General features: G+C 44.6%; 20 protein-coding genes. 11 read left to right on the top strand and 9 right to left on the bottom strand.

The window, feature by feature from the left end; translation table 11 throughout:
* From ACK8OT_RS02655 to ACK8OT_RS02665, 3 genes are all read right to left on the bottom strand, one after another.
* Positions 1 to 744: an ABC transporter permease gene (locus ACK8OT_RS02655; protein ID WP_410194956.1), complete on the bottom strand. Its 744-nt coding sequence runs from the start codon at positions 742 to 744 to the stop codon at positions 1 to 3.
* Between the two features lie 116 nt (positions 745 to 860).
* The gene (locus tag ACK8OT_RS02660; protein WP_410194957.1) at positions 861 to 1634 is read right to left on the bottom strand and encodes an ABC transporter substrate-binding protein; all 774 of its coding nucleotides are present in this window, start codon (positions 1632 to 1634) and stop codon (positions 861 to 863) included.
* Positions 1635 to 1756: 122 nt separating this feature from the next.
* Positions 1757 to 2527: an ABC transporter ATP-binding protein gene (locus tag ACK8OT_RS02665; RefSeq protein WP_486348273.1), complete on the bottom strand. Its 771-nt coding sequence runs from the start codon at positions 2525 to 2527 to the stop codon at positions 1757 to 1759.
* Between the two features lie 685 nt (positions 2528 to 3212).
* Here ACK8OT_RS02665 and ACK8OT_RS02670 point away from each other — a divergent pair.
* The 3 genes from ACK8OT_RS02670 to ACK8OT_RS02680 all read left to right on the top strand — a co-directional run bounded on the left by ACK8OT_RS02670 (position 3213) and on the right by ACK8OT_RS02680 (position 6320).
* Positions 3213 to 3821 (top strand): acetate uptake transporter, encoded by a 609-nt coding sequence (locus ACK8OT_RS02670; protein ID WP_410194958.1) that lies wholly within the window; start codon positions 3213 to 3215, stop codon positions 3819 to 3821.
* Between the two features lie 394 nt (positions 3822 to 4215).
* Positions 4216 to 5310: a YjgN family protein gene (locus ACK8OT_RS02675; RefSeq protein WP_410194959.1), complete on the top strand. Its 1095-nt coding sequence runs from the start codon at positions 4216 to 4218 to the stop codon at positions 5308 to 5310.
* Positions 5307 to 6320 (top strand): M48 family metallopeptidase, encoded by a 1014-nt coding sequence (locus ACK8OT_RS02680; RefSeq protein WP_410194960.1) that lies wholly within the window; start codon positions 5307 to 5309, stop codon positions 6318 to 6320. Before ACK8OT_RS02675 ends, ACK8OT_RS02680 begins: the two co-directional genes overlap by 4 nt.
* A 33-nt stretch (positions 6321 to 6353) precedes the next feature.
* Here ACK8OT_RS02680 and ACK8OT_RS02685 read toward each other — a convergent pair whose 3' ends face one another.
* The 4 genes from ACK8OT_RS02685 to ACK8OT_RS02700 all read right to left on the bottom strand — a co-directional run bounded on the left by ACK8OT_RS02685 (position 6354) and on the right by ACK8OT_RS02700 (position 10775).
* The gene (locus tag ACK8OT_RS02685) at positions 6354 to 8336 is read right to left on the bottom strand and encodes a methyl-accepting chemotaxis protein (protein ID WP_410194961.1); all 1983 of its coding nucleotides are present in this window, start codon (positions 8334 to 8336) and stop codon (positions 6354 to 6356) included.
* Positions 8337 to 8440: 104 nt separating this feature from the next.
* Positions 8441 to 8962, bottom strand: a complete 522-nt coding sequence (locus ACK8OT_RS02690; protein WP_410194962.1) for a DUF2753 family protein — start codon at positions 8960 to 8962, stop codon at positions 8441 to 8443.
* A gap of 6 nt (positions 8963 to 8968) precedes the next feature.
* Positions 8969 to 9910 (bottom strand): ATP-binding cassette domain-containing protein, encoded by a 942-nt coding sequence (locus tag ACK8OT_RS02695; protein WP_410194963.1) that lies wholly within the window; start codon positions 9908 to 9910, stop codon positions 8969 to 8971.
* Positions 9911 to 9917: 7 nt separating this feature from the next.
* Entirely contained in the window at positions 9918 to 10775 is an 858-nt protein-coding gene (locus ACK8OT_RS02700; protein WP_410194964.1) for an ABC transporter ATP-binding protein, read from the bottom strand.
* Positions 10776 to 11252: 477 nt separating this feature from the next.
* On the opposite strand from ACK8OT_RS02700, the gene ACK8OT_RS02705 reads away from it, so the two are divergent.
* On the top strand, positions 11253 to 12101 hold the full coding sequence (locus tag ACK8OT_RS02705) for a tetratricopeptide repeat protein (protein WP_410194965.1): 849 nt from the start codon (positions 11253 to 11255) through the stop codon (positions 12099 to 12101).
* An 86-nt stretch (positions 12102 to 12187) separates the two neighbouring features.
* Here the strand turns inward: ACK8OT_RS02705 and sohB are convergent, their stop codons facing one another.
* Positions 12188 to 13237 carry a protease SohB gene (gene sohB / locus ACK8OT_RS02710; protein ID WP_410194966.1) on the bottom strand — a complete coding sequence of 350 codons (1050 nt, stop codon included), beginning with the start codon at positions 13235 to 13237 and terminating at the stop codon, positions 12188 to 12190.
* Between the two features lie 149 nt (positions 13238 to 13386).
* Between sohB and ACK8OT_RS02715 the strand changes: the two genes are divergently transcribed.
* Genes ACK8OT_RS02715 through ACK8OT_RS02735 form a run of 5 tightly spaced genes read left to right on the top strand, consistent with a single transcriptional unit; the run spans position 13387 to position 17490 of the window.
* A complete protein-coding gene (locus ACK8OT_RS02715) occupies positions 13387 to 14121 on the top strand; it encodes a YciK family oxidoreductase (protein WP_410194967.1) in 735 nt (244 codons plus the stop codon).
* A gap of 24 nt (positions 14122 to 14145) precedes the next feature.
* Complete coding sequence (locus ACK8OT_RS02720) at positions 14146 to 15084, top strand: LysR family transcriptional regulator (protein ID WP_410194968.1); 939 nt, start codon at positions 14146 to 14148, stop codon at positions 15082 to 15084.
* Between the two features lie 15 nt (positions 15085 to 15099).
* Complete coding sequence (locus ACK8OT_RS02725; protein WP_410194969.1) at positions 15100 to 15837, top strand: 5-oxoprolinase subunit PxpA; 738 nt, start codon at positions 15100 to 15102, stop codon at positions 15835 to 15837.
* 10 nt (positions 15838 to 15847) lie between these two features.
* The gene (pxpB, locus tag ACK8OT_RS02730; protein ID WP_410194970.1) at positions 15848 to 16549 is read left to right on the top strand and encodes a 5-oxoprolinase subunit PxpB; all 702 of its coding nucleotides are present in this window, start codon (positions 15848 to 15850) and stop codon (positions 16547 to 16549) included.
* Positions 16546 to 17490 (top strand): 5-oxoprolinase subunit C family protein, encoded by a 945-nt coding sequence (locus ACK8OT_RS02735; RefSeq protein WP_410194971.1) that lies wholly within the window; start codon positions 16546 to 16548, stop codon positions 17488 to 17490. The genes pxpB and ACK8OT_RS02735 overlap by 4 nt, the downstream gene beginning before the upstream one ends.
* Before the next feature lie 262 nt (positions 17491 to 17752).
* Here the strand turns inward: ACK8OT_RS02735 and ylqF are convergent, their stop codons facing one another.
* Complete coding sequence (gene ylqF / locus ACK8OT_RS02740; protein WP_410194972.1) at positions 17753 to 18676, bottom strand: ribosome biogenesis GTPase YlqF; 924 nt, start codon at positions 18674 to 18676, stop codon at positions 17753 to 17755.
* A gap of 466 nt (positions 18677 to 19142) precedes the next feature.
* Between ylqF and ACK8OT_RS02745 the strand changes: the two genes are divergently transcribed.
* Both ACK8OT_RS02745 and ACK8OT_RS02750 read left to right on the top strand, forming a co-directional pair.
* Positions 19143 to 20120 (top strand): TAXI family TRAP transporter solute-binding subunit, encoded by a 978-nt coding sequence (locus tag ACK8OT_RS02745; protein ID WP_410194973.1) that lies wholly within the window; start codon positions 19143 to 19145, stop codon positions 20118 to 20120.
* Positions 20121 to 20207: 87 nt separating this feature from the next.
* The gene (locus ACK8OT_RS02750; protein WP_410194974.1) at positions 20208 to 22793 is read left to right on the top strand and encodes a TRAP transporter permease; all 2586 of its coding nucleotides are present in this window, start codon (positions 20208 to 20210) and stop codon (positions 22791 to 22793) included.
* The last annotated feature ends 4 nt before the right edge of the window (positions 22794 to 22797 follow it).

Below are 22797 nucleotides of genomic sequence, written 5' to 3' on the forward strand. Positions count from 1 at the left end.
CTACCTCGACACGATGGCATACTTTTTCTCAGCTAAATTTAGCAAGCTGGTCGAAATAGCTGTAAAGACTAAGAAAATAAGTGCAACTACAAAGTAGAAAGTAAACGGCATTTGCGTAGAGCCACCCGCATCACCAGCAGCTTTAACCATGTCTTCTAAGCCGATAATAGAAACCAAGGCGGTTGTTTTTAACAATACTAACCAATTATTGCCAAATCCGGGTAAAGCATGGCGCATCATTTGCGGAAACATCACGCGGCGAAAAACCATCATGCTACTCATACCGTAAGCTCTTGCAGCTTCTAACTGACCTTTATCGACGGCGATAATTGCACCGCGAAAAGTCTCGGCCATATAAGCCCCAAAGATAAAACCAATAGTAGCCACGCCAGCAAAAAACGGGCTGACATCGACATAATCAGGTAAGTAACTGGTCCATTCATGTTGCGGGTTTTGACCACTAAAATACTCATTGAGCCAATCGTTGATAGTGACATTAAATTCATTGATAAAGATTTGCCCGCCGAAAAAAATCAGCATCATCAAAATCAAATCGGGAATGCCGCGGATCACTGTGGTGTATAAGGTTGCCCACCAACGAAAAAAAGCAATCGAAGAGAGTTTGGCTAAAGCCCCCATCATCCCCAATACCACCGCAAGCAGCAGTGATAACAATGCAACTTGTAGAGTGATCCAAGCGCCAGTTAGGATGGTGCCTTCATAGCCCTGTAAGTCTAACAACATAAATAGATTCTTAAATGCAGCAAAAAGCGTAAGGGAGCCACTCCAGCATCATTATCAGCAGCATCAATCGTCATGCCGCGTAATAGAGATTAAGGCTCCCTCGTTAAACGGCGGTTTTACTCGTCGCCGTAAATATCAAAGTCAAAGTACTTATCTTGTAGCTCTTTGTACTTACCGTTTGCGCGGATAGCTTTGATCGCTTCATTGAATTTTGCATGCAGCTCAGTATCGCCTTTACGCATTGCAATACCCGCGCCTTCACCAAACCATTTTGGATCGTTTAGTTTTGGTCCAACAAATTCAAATTCGTCACCACCAGGCTTGTTGAGCAGACCTTCTGAGATAGCAGCAGAATCAATCATCACGTAATCAATACGGCCCGCTTTAAGATCAAGATAAGCTTCATCAGCTGTACCGTAGCGTTTTACTTCCGCTTTCGGGAAGTTATCCGTTACATAAGTATCCATCGACGTAGCACGTTGAACACCAATGCGTTTGCCTGACATAAACGCTTCAGTTAGTTCAATTGAAGTGCCTTTTTTAGCGGCAAAACGCGCTGGAATATGTTGATATTTATCTGAAAAAGCGACCTTTTTCTTGCGCTCTTCGGTGATATCCATGGTCGCGATAATGGCATCGTATTTACGCGCTAATAGCGCAGGAATAATGCCATCCCAGTCTTGTTTCACTAAAGTACACTTCACTTTCATCTCTTCACAAAGTGCATTAGCAATATCAATATCAAAACCTTTCACTTCACCATTTGGCTCGGTCCAACTAAATGGAGGATATGCGCCTTCAATACCGATTCGAACATTCTTCCACTCTTTAGCTTGTGCTGTGCCAACGGCGGCACACAAAATAGCTGCAGCGATGATCAGTTTTTTCATCTAACTCTCCCTCTAGGTTTATAAGTGAGCGGGCCTTATTAAATGGCCGGTCTACTTCTTGTTGTGTTTGTACTACTTAAAAAACATTTCCGTGCAAAGCCGATTATTTTTATTTTAGCTGGCTAATAAACGGATGAAATAAATTGTTTAAATCGGGCCGACTTTGGCTGAGTGAATATCAGCTCTGGCGCCCCTTCTTCTTCTACTAACCCTTGATGTAAAAACATCACTTTATTTGATACATCCCGAGCAAACGCCATTTCATGAGTCACCACCAACATGGTACGCCCTTCTTCCGCCAAATTGCGCATAACCGTAAGCACTTCGCCAACCAATTCTGGGTCGAGTGCAGAGGTGGGTTCATCAAATAACATCACCTCAGGGTCAACGGCGAGCGCTCTAGCAATCGCCGCGCGCTGCTGTTGTCCGCCCGATAAGTGACCGGGGTAATAATCTCGGCGATCGTACAAGCCCACCTTGTTTAAATATTCGTGAGCCGCTTCAATGGCTTGTTTTTTAGGCACACCCAATACATGCACCGGCGCCTCGATGATATTTTGTAATACCGTCATATGAGACCATAAGTTAAAACCTTGAAATACCATGGCTAAACGTGCACGAATGGCTTCAACTTGCTTTTGATTGGCCGGGATCCGTTCGCCATTTTTTAACGGCTTCATTTGGATCAATTCACCTTTAACGTAAACATCTCCGGCATTGGGCATTTCTAATAAGTTAATACAACGCAAAAACGTACTTTTTCCCGAACCCGATGAGCCCAGAATTGAAATTACATCACCTTGGTTAGCAACAAGATCAATTCCCTTTAGCACTTCATTTTGGCCAAATTTTTTATGCAGAGCTTTCACTTCTAAAGTGGGGATTGCATTCATTTGGGTACAGGTTCCTTAAATTGGTCTTAACAAATTATGGGCTAATTGACGTTATTGCGCTAAAGCTATTTTTTAGCCAATAGACAGCGAAAAAACCAAGGATGTGACAAAAGATACTGCGGTTAATGAATTGCCAAACCAAAGATAACGCCAATAAACGGGCAGAATCTAACATCTAGCCATTCACCAATAAAGCATATTTAGTCAAAATACGATTTTTTTGATAACTGCCACGATCAGCATCACTTTTTGCACTGATTTAGCCAAGGACTGACAATAGAGACAATAAAAACCAATAGCCAACCGAATAATGGCATCAAACAAATATCACCCTAACCGACAAAACAGTCACATCCGTTGCAAAACTAGTCAAATTCAGAAAATAAAACTAGCCCATAAGAAAATACCTAAGCTAACAGCCAATATCGCAATCAAGAGCCAATTAACCCACCGCAACAATGTTTGGCATAAGCGATAATTTAAGACCTGTCTATTACCGTCTTAAATAACACTTTGTTGACGTTTTGTTATCAATAACACACTAACTTGCTAACAGGTATTTACAGGATAATTAAATACGAAAAATGTTTTTAAATGTGCTAGGAATGTGATCTTGATCCTGCTACATTCGCGCAGATTTTCCACACCATCTAAGCGATAGCTAACAAATTAAGGAGCACACTAGGTGTCAACAAACTACGCAAATCCTGGTCCACTTGGGTTAATGGGCTTTGGCATGACAACCGTTTTATTAAATATTCATAATGCCGGTTTTTTTCCTATTAGCGCTATGATTTTAGCCATGGGACTTTGCTACGGGGGCATGGCTCAAATTATTGCTGGTGTGCTTGAATTCAAAAAGGGTAACACCTTTGGTTTAACCGCTTTTACTTCTTACGGCTTTTTTTGGATAAGCCTAGTGGTATTACTTATTTTGCCTGAATTAGGCCTAGCCGAAGCCACTCCTCATGCCTACATGGGCTTTTACCTGTTAATGTGGGGTATTTTTACTGCCTTTATGTTTGTCGGTACACTAAGCCACAACAAAGCGACGCAATTTATTTTTGCCAGCTTAACCCTGTTATTCTTTTTACTTGCCGCTCGTGATTTCACTGGCTCAGAGTTAATTGGCACCTTAGCTGGTTTTGAAGGCATTATCTGTGGCGCGAGTGCGATTTACACGGCAATGGCAACCGTCATTAACGGCGAACTAGGCCGTGAAGTGCTACCTTTAGGTGAAAAGAAAGCTAGCACTGGCGCGCCAGTAGCAAACGCTCAAGCGCAAACAGCGTAACCTATTTAAACTCTTTATAGCCGAAAGCCCAATGGCTTTCGGCTATATACCCAAGACACTTGGGTATATAGCCCTCCTCAACACCAAAAGATTACCTTTCTAATTGATTGATAATTCACACTAGTGCTTGAGCGAGCATACGAGTGTACTTTTTGTGTGCAAGCTAGCAAGCCAAGTGATATTTGCTTATACCAAGCGCCATGAAATTATCCTTCAATCAGTGTTCACATTGATGTTTACATTAATGCGCTTACCCCATAACTAGCGCCATCACACTTTGCAATAATAAATAATATCGGGCGTAACCCTAATTGCTTATTAATATGTTTGATTGATAAAATATTCATCTTAAAATTTTATGACTCATTCATCTAAGCCATTTTGGGAGTTAACATTGAGCGAGCAACAAGACGTAACAGCGCAACCAGCGCCAACCTCAACCAAGGCGTATTACCGCGTTAATTTCACAGGGCAAGCTAGCGAGTATTTCAAAATTTGGATCGTCAATATCGCGCTCACCATCATTACGCTGGGTATCTATTCGGCGTGGGCAAAAGTAAGAACGCGTCAATACTTCTATAACAATACCTTAATCAACAATACCAGCTTTCAATATCATGGTGAGCCTTTGGCTATTCTCAAAGGCAGGATTATCGCGGTGATCTTGTTTGTACTTTATTCCTTTGCTGTTAATAGCTTACCTATTATTGCTTTACCCACATTTTTAATCTTTATGGCCGCTTTGCCATGGATAGTGATGCGAGCACTCGCCTTTAACGCACGTATGACATCTTTTAAAGGGATACGTTTTAAATTCAAGGCTAACTATCTAGAAACGTTACAAATTGTCCTGTTATGGCCCATATTACTCATTTTCACTTTTGGTTTAATATTCCCTTTGATCAAACACAAATACTATGAATTTGTGGCTAAGCACACCCAGTTTGGTAACAGCGGGTTTGCGTATCAGGGCAAAATCTCTGACATGTTTATCATCTATCTTATCGCGATGGCGATCAGCGCAGGGGTTACCACCGCCATGGTGATAATCGGACTGATATTTGCGGGATTCGCAGGGCTAGCATCAGGTATGGAAGATTCTTCCGCCTTGATGATATGGTTCGCATCGAGTGGCGTCACCTTATTCATCGTGTTATACATAGCGCTAAATTTAGTGATCTGGGCTTTCGTCCAAGCTAAAACCGTGAATTTGATTTTTAACAATCTGACCTTAGGTGAAAATCGCTTTTATGCTGATTTAAACTTCTCCCAAGTCGCGATCATTCAATTCACTAACACCTTAGCTATCTTATTTTCCTTGGGCTTGGCTTATCCTTGGGCAGCTATCCGTATGACACGCTATCGTAACACCTGTATTCAAGTGATTGCTGCAGATAACCTAGATAATTTTACTGCGAGCGAAGCTGAGCGTGTTAACGCTTTAGGCGATGAAGCAGCTGAAGTATTCGACTTGGACCTTGCGTTTTGATCTCAATATCAGGCCACTATTACTCAGGCAAAAACAGCAAGGCAACCCCTTGCTGTTTACGATTGCAAGGTGATAAACAAGTAGAAATTACCCAAGTTGGACTTTATTTTGACCTCACCCAGTTACGCATTCCGGCCAGAATTGGCAGTGGCAACCGCTGGATCTACTTCCCTGATGGCAGTAGTTTTGAATCGACAGACAGTGATGCCGTCGATAAAGTAAAACAAGCTCAACCCAGTTTTAGCCTGAATTTACATAAATTTGAAAGTCGCTTTCGTTACATAATCCCAAGCCTAGTGCTAACAGTGGCATTTGTTATCGCGTTTGCTAAATGGGGGATCCCTGCAACCACCTATTGGATAGCCGAAGCACTCCCCGAACAAACAAGCTCACTTATCGGCAATCAAAGCTTAGAGTGGGTCGAAGGCTCTTTGTTTGAACCTTCAAGCCTAAGCCAAGAAAAGCAAGACGCCGTTCATAAACTGTTTCAACCTTATTTAAAGCCTCATCATCAAGTCCTGATCCGCCATAGTGAAGCGCTAGGACCCAACGCCTTCGCTTTGCCAAATGGCACCCTAGTCTTTACTGATGCCATTATAGAGCTGACCAATGATCAAGAATTACTGGCTATTTTAGGCCACGAGTTAGGGCATGTTGATCATAAACATGGCTTACAACAGATGATCAGAAGCTCATTGATTTTATTCTTATACATGATGGTAACCGGTGATGCGGCGGGCGCCTCGTCAACGGTGACGGCCATTCCTGCCTATTTGTTAGAGCAGGGTTACTCTCGCGAATTTGAGCGTGAAGCCGATGATTATGCTATCGCCTTTTTGCAAAAGCATCAGCTCCCCACAACGGCTTTAGCTAGCGCACTTAACAAACTTTATCAGTCACACGGTATTAGCATCGGACAGCAGCAAGATCAGGAAACCAAGATTTACGATTACTTATCTTCTCACCCTGCTCCACCACAGCGATTAGAAAGGCTGAACGAAACACCTTAACCTAGAATTAAACCTCAGGTTAAGGTGCTTGATTTAGTGAATTTTAAATTGTCCAATATTTGTGGCTAAGCGCTGACCTAACTGATTTAGTAGCTCAGCAGAATGCGATGTCTCTTCGGTTTGGCTATAGGTTCGACTCGAAATATCAGACACCATGTTAACATTTTGACTGATTTCATCCGCGACCGTAGCCTGTTGACCCGCAGCATCGGAAATGTGTTCAATAGCAGAATTTATTTCACTAATGAAATCCGTAATCGAAAGCAGTGATTGCTCAGCGGATTGCACCAAGTCAACCGTATCTTGGGCACTATCACAGCTCTCCTGCATGGCTTTGTATGCTCGCTCCGAGCCTTGTTGTAAGGTTTGAATTATACTTTGAATTTCTTGCGTTGAGTCTTGCGTGCGTGACGCCAAAGAGCGAACCTCATCTGCCACGACGGCAAAACCACGTCCTTGTTCACCCGCCCGCGCCGCTTCAATCGCCGCATTTAAGGCAAGTAAATTGGTTTGCTCGGCAATACTTCTGATCACCTCAAGGACTGTGCCAATTTGCTCGCTGTCTTTTTGCAATTCAGACACGATATTTGATGAGTCTATGATTTGTTTAGATAAACCAGACATGCTAGATACAGAATTAACCACGACTTCCCGGCCTTGATTTGCAGTATTCATTGCGTTAGCTGACAACTCAGTCGCCTTGGTTGCACTACTGCTCACCTCAACGGCGCTTGCTGACATTTCTGTCATGGCTGAGGCGGCCAGATGTGCTTGGGATTGCTGCTCTTGGACATCATCTTGAGTGGCCCTCGCTTTACTGGTTAATTCCGCAGCAGCACTCAATAATTGCTCGGTCGATTCACTGACCTCAGATACCGAGGTTTGAATTTTTTGCGCGAACTGATTAAAACTAGCAGCCAGTTGTGACAGTTCATCTTTACCTTGCACGGGAATACGCTTAGTTAAATCGCCTTCGCCTTGGGCGATGTCAGCAAACACAGCATTTAAAGTTCTTAAACTGGCAATCAAAGCGCTTGAGATAACAAAAGCGATCAATAAACCTAAGATCAAGGCAGCGACCGCGACCGTAATCAACATAGATTCCGAGGATGCGGCTGTTTCATCTGCCTCATTCGAGGCTTGCTCCATGGAGGCCGTGATAGACTCGGTTAACTGGTTGAGTAACTCGGCGACATGAGGCCCAGTGCTATCTAATATCGCAATGCCTTTATTACGGGCAAAGATATAGTCAGCCACTTCATTTGCACTCTTTATATAAACGTCTATGTCTTTTTTCGCTTGCTCCGTTAAAGCTCTTCGAGCTGGATTTTGCAACTCACTTAACAAGGAATCCATGTTACTGCGCGCATTAGTCAACTCTGCTTTAAATCGCTCAACTTGTTCCGGTTTATTCTCCACTAGAAACTTCGCCACATACAAACGGCCAAGTAATAAATTTCGTACCGCGGTACCCGCCTCCACTGCCGCCACAATATCACCGTCGGCTTGTGCAGATTTCATTACTTGGCTAAGTGCACGTTCAATCTCAGGTCCCTTAACATTAAGAATATTGTTAACTAGCGTATTGCGTTTCTTTTGATTGGGGACCACTTGATCATTAAACGCGGCCAAATAAATCGCCTTGTCTTGTTTAATGCCATCGAGCATGGCAATCCGCTCTGGATTTTGAATCGATTTATAAGCTTGTTCTAAAGAGCTGTCCCAGATGTCGGCATCTTGATTAAATTTACCCGCAAGACTGTCATTACCACTTTTAATGTAATTTTTAACTGTTATACGAAGCCGATATAAGTTTTCTGTTATATCGGTTGAAAGGGCGGAATCGGGTGCGAGATCAAAGGTGATTTTGTGCATGTTTTCACGCACTTTAGCAAGGGCATTGACTCCAACAAAAGTCACTAAAACTAGAATAAGACCAAGAACAACAGGTGCAATGGCGAGTTTGGCGGCGACAGATATATTGTTCAACAGCTTCATCAAGGCTATCCCTTTCATTTACATATCCTTAGGTATAGCAGGTCAATTTGGCACAACGTCTAAATTAAAAGTAAAAAAAAGTGCTTAATTTGAAACATTAAAGCCCTAGATAGGGCTTTGTACTAATGAAAAGTCGCATTGCTGGGGTGGTGCTGACAGCCTTGGCAATGTTCACAATTGGGCTCAAGATTTTTATGTTGATGCTTATCCATATAAGCCACATGCTCATCCACTAAGGCATTGGATAGCAACTGCCAATGCGCTCCTTGATGTTGCTGGTGAAACTCAAGCAATCCGACCAAGGTTACGTCTAACATCTTCAAGCTGGTCACCCTAGTTAGCTCTGATATGGCATCCTTATCAGCAAACTGCTGCAGCTGCGCATGAGCTAGTTGCAAATAATAATGCTCATTCTCTATGTCACCTTGCTGCTTACAGGTGTTAACTAAGTTATGACAAGCTGTCATATAAAGCCGCGCCGTGTGCTCATAATCAGCCGCCAGCGAGAGATCATCAATCAGCTTTTGCGCTTCGGTTAATGCCAGCTTGTAAAAAATTTCAGCTTGGCGACTATCACCTTGGCGCAAATAATGTTGCCCTTGGGCTGATAAGGTCTGCCATAGTTCGAGTGAAAATGTGGCCATCGTCAATTACCCCGCCAAAAGCCGTACATAATGATTGTGGTTCACTCGCTTCACCTGATCCACTTTAGCGCTACTTATTTCTCTGATTTTTTGTGCATGGCCAGAGTAATCTTCATCCCCTTTAATCACATCAGCAAACCGCACATCGGGATCGGGCACAGCAGATATCAGCAATTGAGTGTAAGGGTGCTGCGGATTATTTATGACTTCGGTGGTATCCCCCCATTCCACAATTTGGCCTTTGTACATCACGGCCGTTTCTTCGGCGATATAGTGAGCGGTAGCAAGATCATGAGTGATGTATAAAAAGCCCAAATTGAACTCTTTTTTCATCCTTTGCATCAAATCTAATACTCCGATACGAATGGAAACGTCCAACATTGAAGTGGGCTCATCCGCTAGCACCAGATCCGCTCCCACCGCTAAGGTTTTGGCCATATTAACACGCTGACGTTGACCACCACTTAATTCATGCGGGTATTTGTCGGCCGTTAAGGCGGGTAATTCAACCATTTCCAACAACTCACAAACCCGCTCGCGTAATTTGGTTTTGTCATTTTCACACATTCGATGGAGCAGCAAGGGCCTAGCTAAATGATGGTAAATGGTATGGGTAGGATTGAGGGAGCCAAACGGGTCTTGGAAGATCATTTGCACGCTTTTGCGATAATTTAACACTTCCTGTCGAGCCTTAATTTGGGTGATATCTTGACCGCGAAATAAAATTTCACCCTCGGTCGGCTCGTAGATCTTTGTGATTAACCGAGCACAAGTACTTTTACCACAACCGGATTCCCCCACCAGCGCCAGCGCACGACCTTTGTGGATAGAAAATGACACATCATTTAATGCACGAAACACATCGGTTTTAGCAAATCCACCGCCGGTGGTGAAATCTTTCACCACATTACGTAATTCTAAAATAGGGGTATAGGTATCTGTCATCATAAGCTCCTTATAATTGAATTACTTCTGGGGTAAAGCCAGTGGTGGGTTGATAATGTTTTCGACCTTCATGGATAGAAGGAAAAGCGGACCAAAGTTTTTGGGTATAAGGATGCTGCGGATGATGGCGTATTTGTTGGGATTCGTTGACTTCTACTAACTCCCCCTGATACATCACGCCAATGCGATCGCAAAACTGGGTCATTAGGCTCAAGTCATGGGTAATAAATAAAATAGAAAAACCAAACTCTTCCTTGAGGTGATAAATCTGCTGCAAAATCTCACGTTGCACCACGACATCAAGGGCCGTAGTCGGCTCATCCATTACAATCAGTTTTGCATTCAAGGCTAAGCAGATGGCAATAACCAAGCGCTGGCGCATCCCGCCACTGAATTGATGGGGATAATCACGTAAGCGCTCTCGAGGGATTTTTACGATATCGAGTAATTTCTCTGCGCGATCGATGGCTTGTTCACGTGTCATTTGGGTGTGAGTCATGATCACATCACAAAACTGCTCTTCGAGGCGCAGCACCGGATTAAGGGAGTTCATGGCACTTTGAAACACCATGGCAATTTGCGTCCAGCGGAAATCTCGTAATTGCTTTTCCGTTAACTTTACAACATCAACACCATCAAAAATAATTTCGCCGCCACTGATTAAAGCAGGTGGCCGATGCAATCTTGTCACCGCAAATGCGATGGTACTTTTACCACACCCAGACTCACCAGCCAGACCAAATACCTCACCGGCACCGATATCAAAGCTCACCTTTTTTACCGCTTGAAACGCACCATCTTGCGTTAAGTAATCCACCTCAAGGTTTCGTACTTGTAGCAAGGGACGCTGGGTAGCTGATTCACTCATAGTCCACTCCTGTTTACACTCTTAAATGCGAGTTAGCCAAAATAGCTATCTCAAAAACAGCAATGCTATTGCGAATCCATATCATTTGCAATATCAAACAATCCTAATCTAAGTCACTTTCTTGCTTTTGTGATCTTTTACCTGCTTGTATTTCTTTACATTCGTGCCCACTATACCCAAGACACTTCAAGATGCAGGATTCAGAGCCGCTCATTCTGTTCAGTTTTAGGCAAAAAGACGAAGGAATGGCGTTCCCTTTCGAGTCTTTTTAACGACAAAATGGACATAATGAACGGCTCCCAAAGGGCGAGTTTTGTAGGCTGTTATGCTTTGTTGCTGATTTTCAACGTAGAATGACTATGTCTCAAATCAGCGTCGCGCCTAACAGCCTACAAATTCTCGCTGAACAAGCATCTTGAAGTAACTTGGGTATATATAAAAAACTGTTAGGAGCGCCGCGAGCGGATGCAAACCAAGATGCAATCAAACATAGTTGATATTTCTCTAGATAATTTTCAAGCTGAGATCTTAGAAGGCTCTACGCAACATCCCGTGATGGTCACATTTTGGGCCCCCAGTCATCAAGAGTCCCTTGAATTGGTCACCACTCTTGAAAAGCTAGCACATGAATTTACTGGCCAATTTGTGTTAGCCAAAATCAATTGTGAACAAGACCAAACGATTGCCATGCAATTCGGTGTTCAAGCCTTGCCAACCACCGCGATGTTTATTAATGGCCAACCTTGCGATGGCTTTGCAGGAAATCAAAGTGAACAGGACATTCGCAGTATTTTACAAAAGCATTTGCCTGATGAGGCTGCGCTTTTACTGCAACAGGGGCAACAGCAAATCCACCAGCAAGCGTTTGAGCAAGCCATCACGACCTTAAAGCAAGTGTTAACCCTTAAACCTGAGCTTGCCTCAGCTCAGCTATTACTTGCTAAAGCCCACATCGAATTAGGCCACATCGCCGAAGCGCAAGCATTAACCGAGCATATTAAGCTTATCGATCAAGATGAGCTTTATCACAGTGTCACTGCGCAAATTGAACTGGCGAAAGCCGCTGCCGATACCCCAGAAATTCGTGCATTAGAAGCACAAATGAAGACGCAGCCAACGCCCGAACTAAGTCATGATTTAGCCATCCAATACAGTCAAGTGAATCGCTTAGAAGAAGGGCTGGAGTTGTTATTTAAATTATTACAACAAGATATGAACAGTCTGGATGGCAAAGTGAAACAAACCTTTATGGATATTTTAACCACCCATAACAGTGATCCTGCCACCAGTGTCTACCGCCGTAAGCTCTATAGTTTGCTGTACTAAATCAGCAGGCATAAAAAAACCAAGCTTATAATAATCAAGCTTGGTTTTATTTTTTAGGCCTAACGCTGTTATCAAAGACAAGCAACTTAACTATTTAAGAATGGCCCCTTACCTTGTTGCCACAGTTTCATTAAACAACGCTCTAACGCCATGGAAGCACCATGAGCAATTTTGTCTGCCAGCTTTTTCTTGGTGACATAGCGCACCGAAATGATTTTTTTAGTTTCGTTTTGTTGCAGTAAATAGTCATCGCTGGTTTGAATTTTATCGATTAAATTCAAAGCGAAAGCTTGGCTACCATACCAGTGCTCACCGGTTGCGACTTTATTGATGTCTAATTGCGGGCGGTTGTTACTGACAAAATCTTTAAACAACACATGGGTTTCTTCCAATTCTTGTTGGAATTTCTCTTTGCCCTTTTCGGTATTTTCGCCAAACATGGTCACGGTACGTTTAAACTCACCTGCGGTCATTTGTTCAAAGTCCACATCGTGCTTTTTTAGCAAACGGTTGAAGTTTGGGATCTGCGCGATCACGCCAATAGAGCCGACAATGGCAAACGGTGCGGCGATAATTTTGGGTGCCACACACGCCATCATATAGCCACCACTGGCCGCCACCTTGTCTACCGACACCGTAAGATTAATGCCTTTATCACGTAAACGCTGCAATTGTGATGCCGCTAAGCCGTAGCCATGCACCATACCGCCACCACTTTCAAGGCGCACAAACACTTCATCATTGGGCTGGGCAACCCCTAAAATCGCGGTCACTTCTTGGCGTAACGAAGTGACTTCTTTGGCATCAATGCTGCCTTTAAAGTCAATTACATAAAGTTTATTCTTAACTTCTTCAGCAGATTCAGCTGGGGTTTTCTTGGCGGCTTTTTTCGCTTCTTTGGCGGCCTTTTTCTCAGCCTTGTGTTTGGCTTTTAATTCTTGCTCCGACAGCAGTTGCTCTTCGATGTGCGTCTTGTTATCACTGATTTGCTCCGAGAGGTCGGTGATTTGCAATTCCCCTTTTTGCCCTTTTTGCTTAGTCGCCAAGGCAAAAGCGGTAATTATGATGGCAAGTATCGCTGCCACAAAGGTCAAGGTCTTGGCAAAAAACAAACCGTATTCAAATAAAAAATCCAATCGTTAACTCCTATGTAAACTGCGCATCAACTGCCCCACCATGAGGCATCTTGCATTGCTGATAATACGCATCATGCAATTGCTCGCCAGCATAGCAAAAACCAGCCAAAGACGTTAGAATTTGCACAAAATTTTGCAGGAGACCTCCCTTGGATTATCAAGCCCCACAAGACCTACTTGCCAATAAAACCATTTTAGTGACCGGCGCAGGCTCAGGTATAGGTAAAGAAATCGCTTTAACTTACGCAAAGCATGGCGCACGAGTTATTTTATTAGGCAAAACCGTGGCTAAGCTCGAAGCTGTGTATGATGAAATCGAAGCCCTTGGCGCACCGCAACCGGCAATAATCCCGTTAGATTTACAAGGAGCAACTGAGCAGCATTATCAAGACATGGCAGAAACTATCGCGGGCCAATTTGGTCATTTAGATGGCTTAGTTCATAACGCCGGCGCTTTAGGTGTATTAGGACCGTTTCATCAAATCGGTCAAGATACTTGGGATGAGGTCATGCAGGTAAACGTGAAATCGCAATTTTTGATGACCAAGCATTTACTGCCGGTGTTAAAGGCTGCGCCACAAGCATCGATTATTTTCACCAGCTCAGGAGTGGGCCGCCAAGGACGTGCTTATTGGGGAGCTTATGCTATCTCTAAATTTGCCACCGAAGGCATGATGCAAACCTTAGCCAGTGAGCTAGATGGTAGCCATGTGCGCGCTAACTGTATTAATCCGGGGGCAACTCATACACCGATGCGCTCTAAGGCATACCCAGCAGAAGACAGCAGTTTATTGAAACGTCCAGCTGACATTATGCCAACTTATCTATACTTAATGGGCTCAGATAGCTTGGACATCAACGGCAGCAGTCTCAATGCACAATAATTTACCTCGATAGTAAGATAAGCAATGACAGACACCACCAACAAAAGATTAAAGGCCACCCTAGAGCAATGGCGAATATTGCAAGCCGTAGTGGACTGTGGTGGTTACAGTAAAGCGGCCGAAACCCTCAATAAAAGTCAGTCATCACTGAATCATGCTGTGAGTAAACTGCAGCACCAAATGGGGGTCGCGCTGCTAGAGGTGAAAGGCCGTAAGGCGTATCTTACTAATGCAGGTGAAGTGATGCTAAGGCGCTCACGACTGCTCACCCAAAGTGCATTCGAGCTAGAGCTACTGGCTGATAACCTCAGCCAAGGTTGGGAGCCAGAGATCACTGTCTATGCCGAGATCATTTACCCTCGGCAAAAATTATATGGCGCATTGAAAGCGTTTTTACCTCAGAGCCGTGGCTGTCGTGTATCCCTCTTAGATTCGGTTATTACCGGCACCAGTGATGCCATCGAAAAAAAGCGCGCCGATATTGTGATTGCGGGAATGCTGCCAAAAGGCTACATCGGCCAACCCTTAGTGCATGTTGATCTGTTACCCTGCGTGAGTAAAAACCACCCACTAAGCCAAGCTGAAGTGGTAGATGTACAAGAGCTGATGCAAGATTTACAGGTGGTTATCAAAGACACATCTAACCAGCCCGATGAGCGTTTGGGTTGGCTTAAGTCGGAGCAACGCCTCACCGTAAGCAATTTTCATGAGGCCTTAGCCTTAGTTAGTCAAGGCATCGGCTTTGCTTGGTTTCCTGCACATTTTATCAATCAAGAATTGGCCCGTGGTGAATTAGTCGCCTTGCCTTTAAAACAAGGTAAAAACCGCACTAGCGCGACTCACTTAGTGATCCCAGATGAAAATCGAATCGGCCCGGGTGCAGCCACCTTTATTGAGTGTTTACTGGCTGAGCATGGCATTGACAGTAGCCAATACCGCGACAAGCCGTTTGACCTTGCATAATTAATTAGGAACACGATGAAACTCAACTGTGATATGGGAGAAAGTTTTGGCCAATGGCAAATGGGCTGTGATGAAGCCATTATGCCCCACATTGATATGGCCAATATTGCTTGCGGTTTTCATGCCAGTGATCCCGTCATCATGGACCAAACCGTTAAGCTAGCTAAGCAATATAATGTCACTATTGGCGCCCATCCTGGCTACCCCGACTTGCAAGGGTTTGGCCGTCGTGCCATGCAGATTGCACCCAGCGAACTTGCCAGCATGGTGCAATATCAAGTCGGCGCCCTTGGGGCAATCTGCCAAGCCAATCAAGTTAAGCTCAGTTATGTTAAACCCCACGGTGCGCTCTATCATGCCATGATGCAAGACAGCGCCGTTATGGCGGCCTTAATGCAAGGGATTGCCGATTTGAACATGGATTTAGCCTTGATGATCCAAGCCAATAGCGAATCCGAGCAATGGGTAACATTAGCTTGCACCTTTAATCTCCCTTTATGGTTTGAAGCCTTTGCTGACAGACGCTACCTCGATAACGGTGAATTAATGCCGCGCTCACAATTAGGCGCTCAGCTCGCGCTTGATGATATGCTGAATCAAGCCGAGTCTTTATTTAGCAAGCAAGGTGTTGTTACCAACACTGGTAAATTATTGCCCCTCAAAGCCGATACTTTATGCGTGCACGGTGATAATCCGGCTGCGATTGCAGCCATTGCTAAACTAGCCCAGATGCGTTCTGGTTTTGGTCAATAGTTTTCAGCATATGCTACAAATTGATCAACTCAACGAAACTAGCCTGCTGATCACATTTGGTCACAGTATCAATGCCACCACCTTAGATACCATCCAACGATTTTGCTATCAGCTCAGTCGCACCTGCCCGCTCGGCTTGTTTAAAGAAGTGCTACCGTCTTATAACACTGTGATGATCGAGTACCATATTGACCGGATCAACTTTGATCAGCTGCACCATATGATCCACCAAAGCTACCTTGCGGCTAAGCAACTTAATCACTCACAAACAACAGCGAACTTGGTTGAGTTACCGGTATATTATGCCGGGCCTGATTTAGAGCGTATTGCCAATCGCGCCAAGTTAACCATAGAGCAAGTTATCCAACACCATAGCACCACCTTATATCGCGTTTATGCGATCGGTTTTAGCCCAGGTTTTCCCTACCTAGGAGATGTTGCCCAAGCTATTGCCACACCAAGGTTAACCACGCCAAGAAAACAAGTTGCAGCCGGCAGTGTTGGCATTGCCGATAATCAAACCGGTATTTATCCGCATACGTCACCAGGAGGTTGGAATATAGTCGGCTTTTGTCCACAGCCACTGCTTGACCAAGCCTACCAATGCCTTTTAAAGGTCGGTGATCAAGTCAAATTTAACGCGATTAACCGCGATGAGTATTTACAGCTCGGTGGCCAGCTAAGTGATAAGCTCGGTGGAGACTGGAGATGAGTATTCAGGTCATCCATGGCGGTATCTTTAGCCAAATACAAGATTTAGGCCGTGTTGGTCAGGGTCATATCGGGTTTAGCCAAGGTGGGCCAATGGATTTACCTGCCGCTTGCTGGGCAAACTATCTCGTTAATAATCACATTCAGAGTGCTGTGATTGAAATTACCTTAGGCCAGCTTTCCTTGCAGTTTAATCAAAGCACAACCTTGGCGCTATGCGGCGCCGATATGCAAGCCAAGCTAAACCAGCAACCAATGCCCATGTGGCAAGCAATAGCGGTTAAAGCAGGTGATGTCATCAGCATGGCAAGCTGCCAATCGGGAATGCGAGCCTATTTAGCGGTTGCTGGTGGCTTTGTCGGGCAAGATGTTTTAGGCAGTGTGGCCACTGTAGCGCGTGATAAAGTGGGCGGTTTAGGTCAAGGCAAGCCTTTGCAAGCCGGCGATGTGATTGAGTTTTATCCCAAAGCGGCACAAGACATTGAAGTCGGTAAAATAGCTCCCCCTAGTGCTTATCGCCAAGGCTATCAATATAGCGCCAAAAGCTGGGTTAGATTAGACGTCTTTAAAGGGCCGCAGTGGCATTTATTCAATCAAGCCGATCAGAGGCTATTTTTACAGCAGACTTACCGCATCGAGCAAAGCAGTAATCGCATGGCTGCCAGTTTTTCAGGTCAGCCCTTAACCAGTGAACTTTCAGGCATTATTTCTCAAGGCATTACGCTGGGAGCCATTCAAGTCCCCCCCAGTGGTTTGCCGGTGGCACTACTTAATGATCGTCAGACGTTAGGAGGCTACGCTAAGATAGCAAACTTAAGCCAAGGCGCATGCTGGCGTTTAGCGCAATTACCACCGGGATGTCAGGTTCAATTTCGCTTGGCAGACATCAGCCAAGCGCAGCATCAACTTCTGCAGTTTCAGCGTTTCTTTCAATTGAATTAGGCGAGTTAGCGGATGAGTGATCAAAGGTAAATCGATGATCACTTGAGATATTAGCGACCCTATTGGTGCAAATAGCTACTGGCAGAGCTACTTGTATAGCTTCTTGCAGAACTGGCTTAATCTCAGTTCTGGTTAATGGAGCCTGCCAATGCATATCGTATGAATAAGTAGCAAAACTTCGTTTTCAAGAATGAAAACGCAGCGAGTATAGGGACATATTCACCGCATTTTTGCACAATATTCATACGATATAGCGCTCAGATTAGTTACGACGGCGCTTTTTCGTTTTCTTACGCTGAGACTGTTTTTCTTCGCGCTCTAACATCAGTTGCGCAACCACCACTTTTTCCTGCTCAACCATAGCAGGGGTTTCCAGGCTAATGCGCCCTAAAGCAGCAGAGCGTATTTCATGCAGCAAAATTTCCGAGACTTTGTGTAAATCAGCACGGCCACCAGCACGTTTAGCGCCTCGTTTAGCCGCAATGGCTTCTAACAATTCTAATTCAGAATCAGGTAGCTCATCGAGTTGATAGCGCCCTTTAACTAGCTCCGGATACGCGTTAAGTAAGTATTCGGCAGCAAAAAAAGCAACGTCTTCATATTCCATTGCTGTGTCTTTAATTGCACCGGTCACGGCCAAACGATAACTCGAATTGTCGTTCATTACTTTTGGCCACAATATGCCCGGTGTATCAGAGAGCACAATACCGTTTTTTAAATTGATCCTTTGCTGCGCTTTGGTTACCGCAGGCTCATTGCCTGTTTTTGCAATGATCCGGCCGGCGAGAATATTAATGGTAGTGGATTTGCCGACGTTCGGGATCCCCATGATCATTGCGCGAATGTTGGCGACACCTTGATCTTTTTCTGGAAACATAGCTCGGCATAAATCCAAAATCCCGCGCACTTGTTCTGGCTCTTGAGTTGTCAGGGCAACCGCTTTGATATTGGTTTGCTGATTGTAATAATCAAGCCAAGCTTGAGTTACTTGTGGATCGGCAAGATCGGATTTATTTAGTATTTTGATACAAGGCTTATCGCCTCGCACTTCGGTGACGACAGGGTTTTCACTGCTGTAGGGAATGCGCGCATCCAATACTTCTATAATTAAATCTATATTTGGCATAGCTTCACGCATTTCACGTTGCGCTTTGTGCATATGACCGGGATACCAATGAACAGCCACTTTATTCCTCCTGACAATCGCTTGGCGCCATACTAACGACTCTGGCACAGAAGTACAGGTCTAAGTCTAATTATGTTTTCCATGTGCGGGACAATAACCACATGGTTTATTGCAGCATATTTCACCAATTTTTTTGCGATACAGCCATGCTCGACAATAAAAACGCATAAATTTCAATTTTATAACCTACATCACGCTTTTCTGAGAGTGAATTGCATTTGCTTGTCCTGATCTCTAAATTAGTCTTATATCATTGATTATTCTAGGCATCGAAAAGACGCCTGAGGGGCGACTCTGGTTGGAAAACATCAGCATTGGCCACCCCAGCACGCTTCACGTTTGCCTACGACATAGCATGATAATCATAATTAAATAATAACTATCTACAATTTAGAAAAGTCGACGCTTTTATAGCAACTCGACAGCAAACTCCCTGCACACAACACAAATACAAAAGGAACGGTACATGTCGTTAAAACAAAAGTTATCACTTGCAGTCGCTGCAACGGGTTTAAGTTTAGCCATGGCAATGCCCACGGCCAGTGCACAAGAATTCATTAGTATAGGCACAGGTGGGGTAACTGGAGTTTACTATCCTACCGGGGGCGCGATTTGTCGTTTAGTGAATAAAGATAAAGACCAACACGGTATTCGTTGTTCGGTTGAAAGTACCGGCGGCTCTATTTACAACCTAAATACGATCCGCTCGGGTGAATTAGACATGGGTGTAGCGCAATCTGATTCACAATATTACGCTTTTAAAGGCGAAGGCCCGTTCAAGGAGGCAGGCGCTTTCGGTGAACTACGCTCGGTTTTTTCGGTGCACGCTGAACCTTTCACGATTGTGGCAAGAAAAGATGCCAATATTCAAAATTTTAGCGACCTAAAAGGCAAGCGCGTTAATATCGGTAACCCAGGCTCAGGTCAACGCAGCACCATGGAACTGGTGATGGGCGCATACGGTTGGACCAATGCAGATTTTAAACTGACTTCCGAGCTAAAACCTGCAGAGCAATCACAAGCCCTTTGTGACAATAAAATTGATGCCATTGTTTATGTAGTTGGTCACCCAAATGGTTCAATCAAAGAAGCAACCACCTCATGTGAAACCGTGCTGGTTAATGTTGCTGGCCCTGAAATTGATCAGTTAGTGGCGGGTAACTCTTACTACCGTAAAGTTGAAATCCCAGGCGGTATGTATCAAGGCAGTGAGCAAAACACCCAAACCTTTGGTGTTGGTGCAACCTTTGTGAGTTCAACTAAAACATCAGAAAAAGTTGTTTATGAAGTGGTCAAAGCTGTATTTGAAAACTTTAACCAGTTCAAACGTTTACACCCTGCATTTACCAACTTAGAAAAATCTCAAATGGTGCAAGATTCCCTTTCTGCACCACTTCATGATGGCGCAGTTAAATATTACAAAGAAGCAGGATTAATTAAATAATTCCTGCCCCTGCCTGCCAGAGGAGCATCAATTAGAACCGCTAGATGCTCCTCTTTTCTTTGCTTTACCAATGCTTTAGGGGAGACGATGCACAACTCATCTCACACTGATACCGATCTTGAATTACAAGAAATGCTCGCAAAATCCGATACTGGCGCTAGGCAGCCCGTGGGGAGTGCTGGCGTTATTTTACTCTTGGTGCCACTACTTTGGGCACTATTTCAGCTTTGGTATGCCTCGCCTCTGCCTTTTGTATTTGATTTGTTGGTTTTTAACGACACCCAAGCGCGCGCCATTCATCTTGCGTTTGCTATATTTCTTGCCTTTACTGCCTATCCGGCATTAAAGCACTCGCCAAGGCAATACATACCTTGGCAAGATTGGTTATTTGCCTTACTTGGTGCCTTTAGTGCTGCCTATTTACTGCTTTTTTATGAAGAGCTTGCCAACCGCTCAGGTGCGCCTACCACATTAGATGTTACGGTTGGTGTTATCGGCATGCTATTACTGCTTGAGGCGACGCGGCGCGCCTTAGGGCCACCTCTTATGATAGTGGCTGCGGTCTTTTTAACTTATGCCCTCGCTGGGCCTTACATGCCCGATATCATTGCCCACAAAGGGGCCAGTTTAAATAAACTCATCTCTCATCAATGGTTAACCACGGAAGGCGTGTTCGGGGTGGCCCTTGGCGTTTCGACCTCTTTTGTGTTTATGTTTGTTTTGTTTGGTGCGCTATTGGATAAAGCCGGCGCAGGAAACTACTTTATTAAGGTCGCATTTTCCTTATTGGGACACCTTCGTGGCGGCCCCGCAAAAGCCGCGGTGGTAGCATCAGGATTAAGTGGCTTAGTCTCTGGCTCCTCTATTGCCAATGTAGTGACCACAGGCACCTTTACCATTCCGTTAATGAAACGGGTAGGCTTTCCAGCCGAAAAAGCCGGCGCTGTTGAAGTGGCGGCATCTACCAATGGTCAGTTAACGCCTCCAATTATGGGCGCGGCGGCCTTTTTAATGGTGGAATATGTGGGAATTCCTTATGTTGAAGTCATTAAGCATGCCATTTTGCCTGCTTTAATCTCTTACATAGCCCTTATTTATATTGTTCACCTTGAAGCACTCAAAGCCAATATGAAAGGCTTGGAAGGCCCCAACTCTTTAACTACCTCGCAATTTTTATTTGTACTGTTAACGGGCCTTTTCATGGTGACAGGGATCGGAGCCGTAGTTTATTACTTTATCGTCTGGACCAAGCAACTGGTTGGCGACGGCGCCGCTTTCGTCATTTCGATAGCCACACTCGCTAGCTATATTGGACTGGTCTATGTTTCGGCGCGAAATGAAGATTTAGCGATAGATGATCCTAACCAAGCAGAAGTGGTTATTCCGCCGCTTGGTGCCACCTTAGTCTCAGGTTTGTATTATTTATTACCCATAGTTGCTCTGGTTTGGTGTTTGGTGGTTGAGCGCTTCTCTCCGGGGCTTTCGGCATTTTGGGCGACCCTTTTTATGATTTTCATCGTGGTCACCCATCGCCCTCTTAAAGCCTTGTTTCGACAACAGCCGCAGCTTCGTCGCATCGCTTGGCTTGGCCTTACCGATTTATTCCAAAGCTTAGTCAATGGCTCACGCAATATGATTGGTATTGGGGTTGCAACGGCGGCCGCGGGCGTGGTGGTTGGCACCGTCACTCTCACAGGCATAGGATTAGTGATGACCGAGTTTGTCGAATTTATTTCCGGCGGCAACCTCTTCCTGATCTTATTATTTACCGCCATCATTAGTTTGATCTTGGGCATGGGCCTGCCAACCACAGCAAACTATATAGTTGTTTCCACATTAATGGCGCCCGTTATCGTCACCTTGGGTGCCAATGCGGGTTTAATTGTGCCTTTAATCGCGGTGCATTTATTTGTGTTTTACTTTGGCATTTTAGCGGATGATACGCCCCCCGTCGGCCTAGCCGCCTTTGCGGCTGCCGCAATCGCTAAGTCTGATCCTATTCGCACCGGTATCCAAGGGTTTACCTATGATATCCGCACCGCCATTTTACCCTTCATGTTTATTTTCAATACTCAATTGTTACTAATCGGCATTGATAGTATCTGGCACTTAGTTTGCACCATTGTCAGTGCAACCATTGCTATGCTGGCCTTCGCCGCTGCCACTCAAGGGTTTTGGCTGGTTAAAACTAAATGGTGGGAAGTGCTTGGTCTCCTGTTAGTGGCGTTTACCTTGTTCCGACCTGGTTTTTGGTGGGATGAGTTATATCCACCAACAGAGCAAGTACCTGCGGCTCAAATTGAGCAAGTCATTGCCAATTTACCTATTGGTGAGCCATTACAAATGCGGGTTTCGGGTGAAACCTTAGATGGTGACCAAGTCAGTAAAATAGCTCGCTTGCCTTTTGATGAAAAAGCCATTGATGGCGCAGCTCGCCTTGCCAGTACAGGCTTAAACCTACGCCAAGAGCAAGAAGAGCTGGTAGTAGATTTTGTTGAATTTGACAGCCCAGCTCAACAAGAGGGCATTGATTTTGATTGGGTCATTGAAAGTATTGAGCGCCCACTTGATCGCCCTGCGAAAGAATGGATGTATATTCCCGCTTTGCTGCTATTAGGATTACTGGCCTTTGGCCAAACGCGACGCCGTAAAGCCCAATCAAGTGTGGCATAAGGAG

The sequence above is a fragment of the Motilimonas thetidivivens genome (genome assembly GCF_046452435.1).
Lineage (GTDB): Bacteria > Pseudomonadota > Gammaproteobacteria > Enterobacterales > CBDFNC01 > Motilimonas.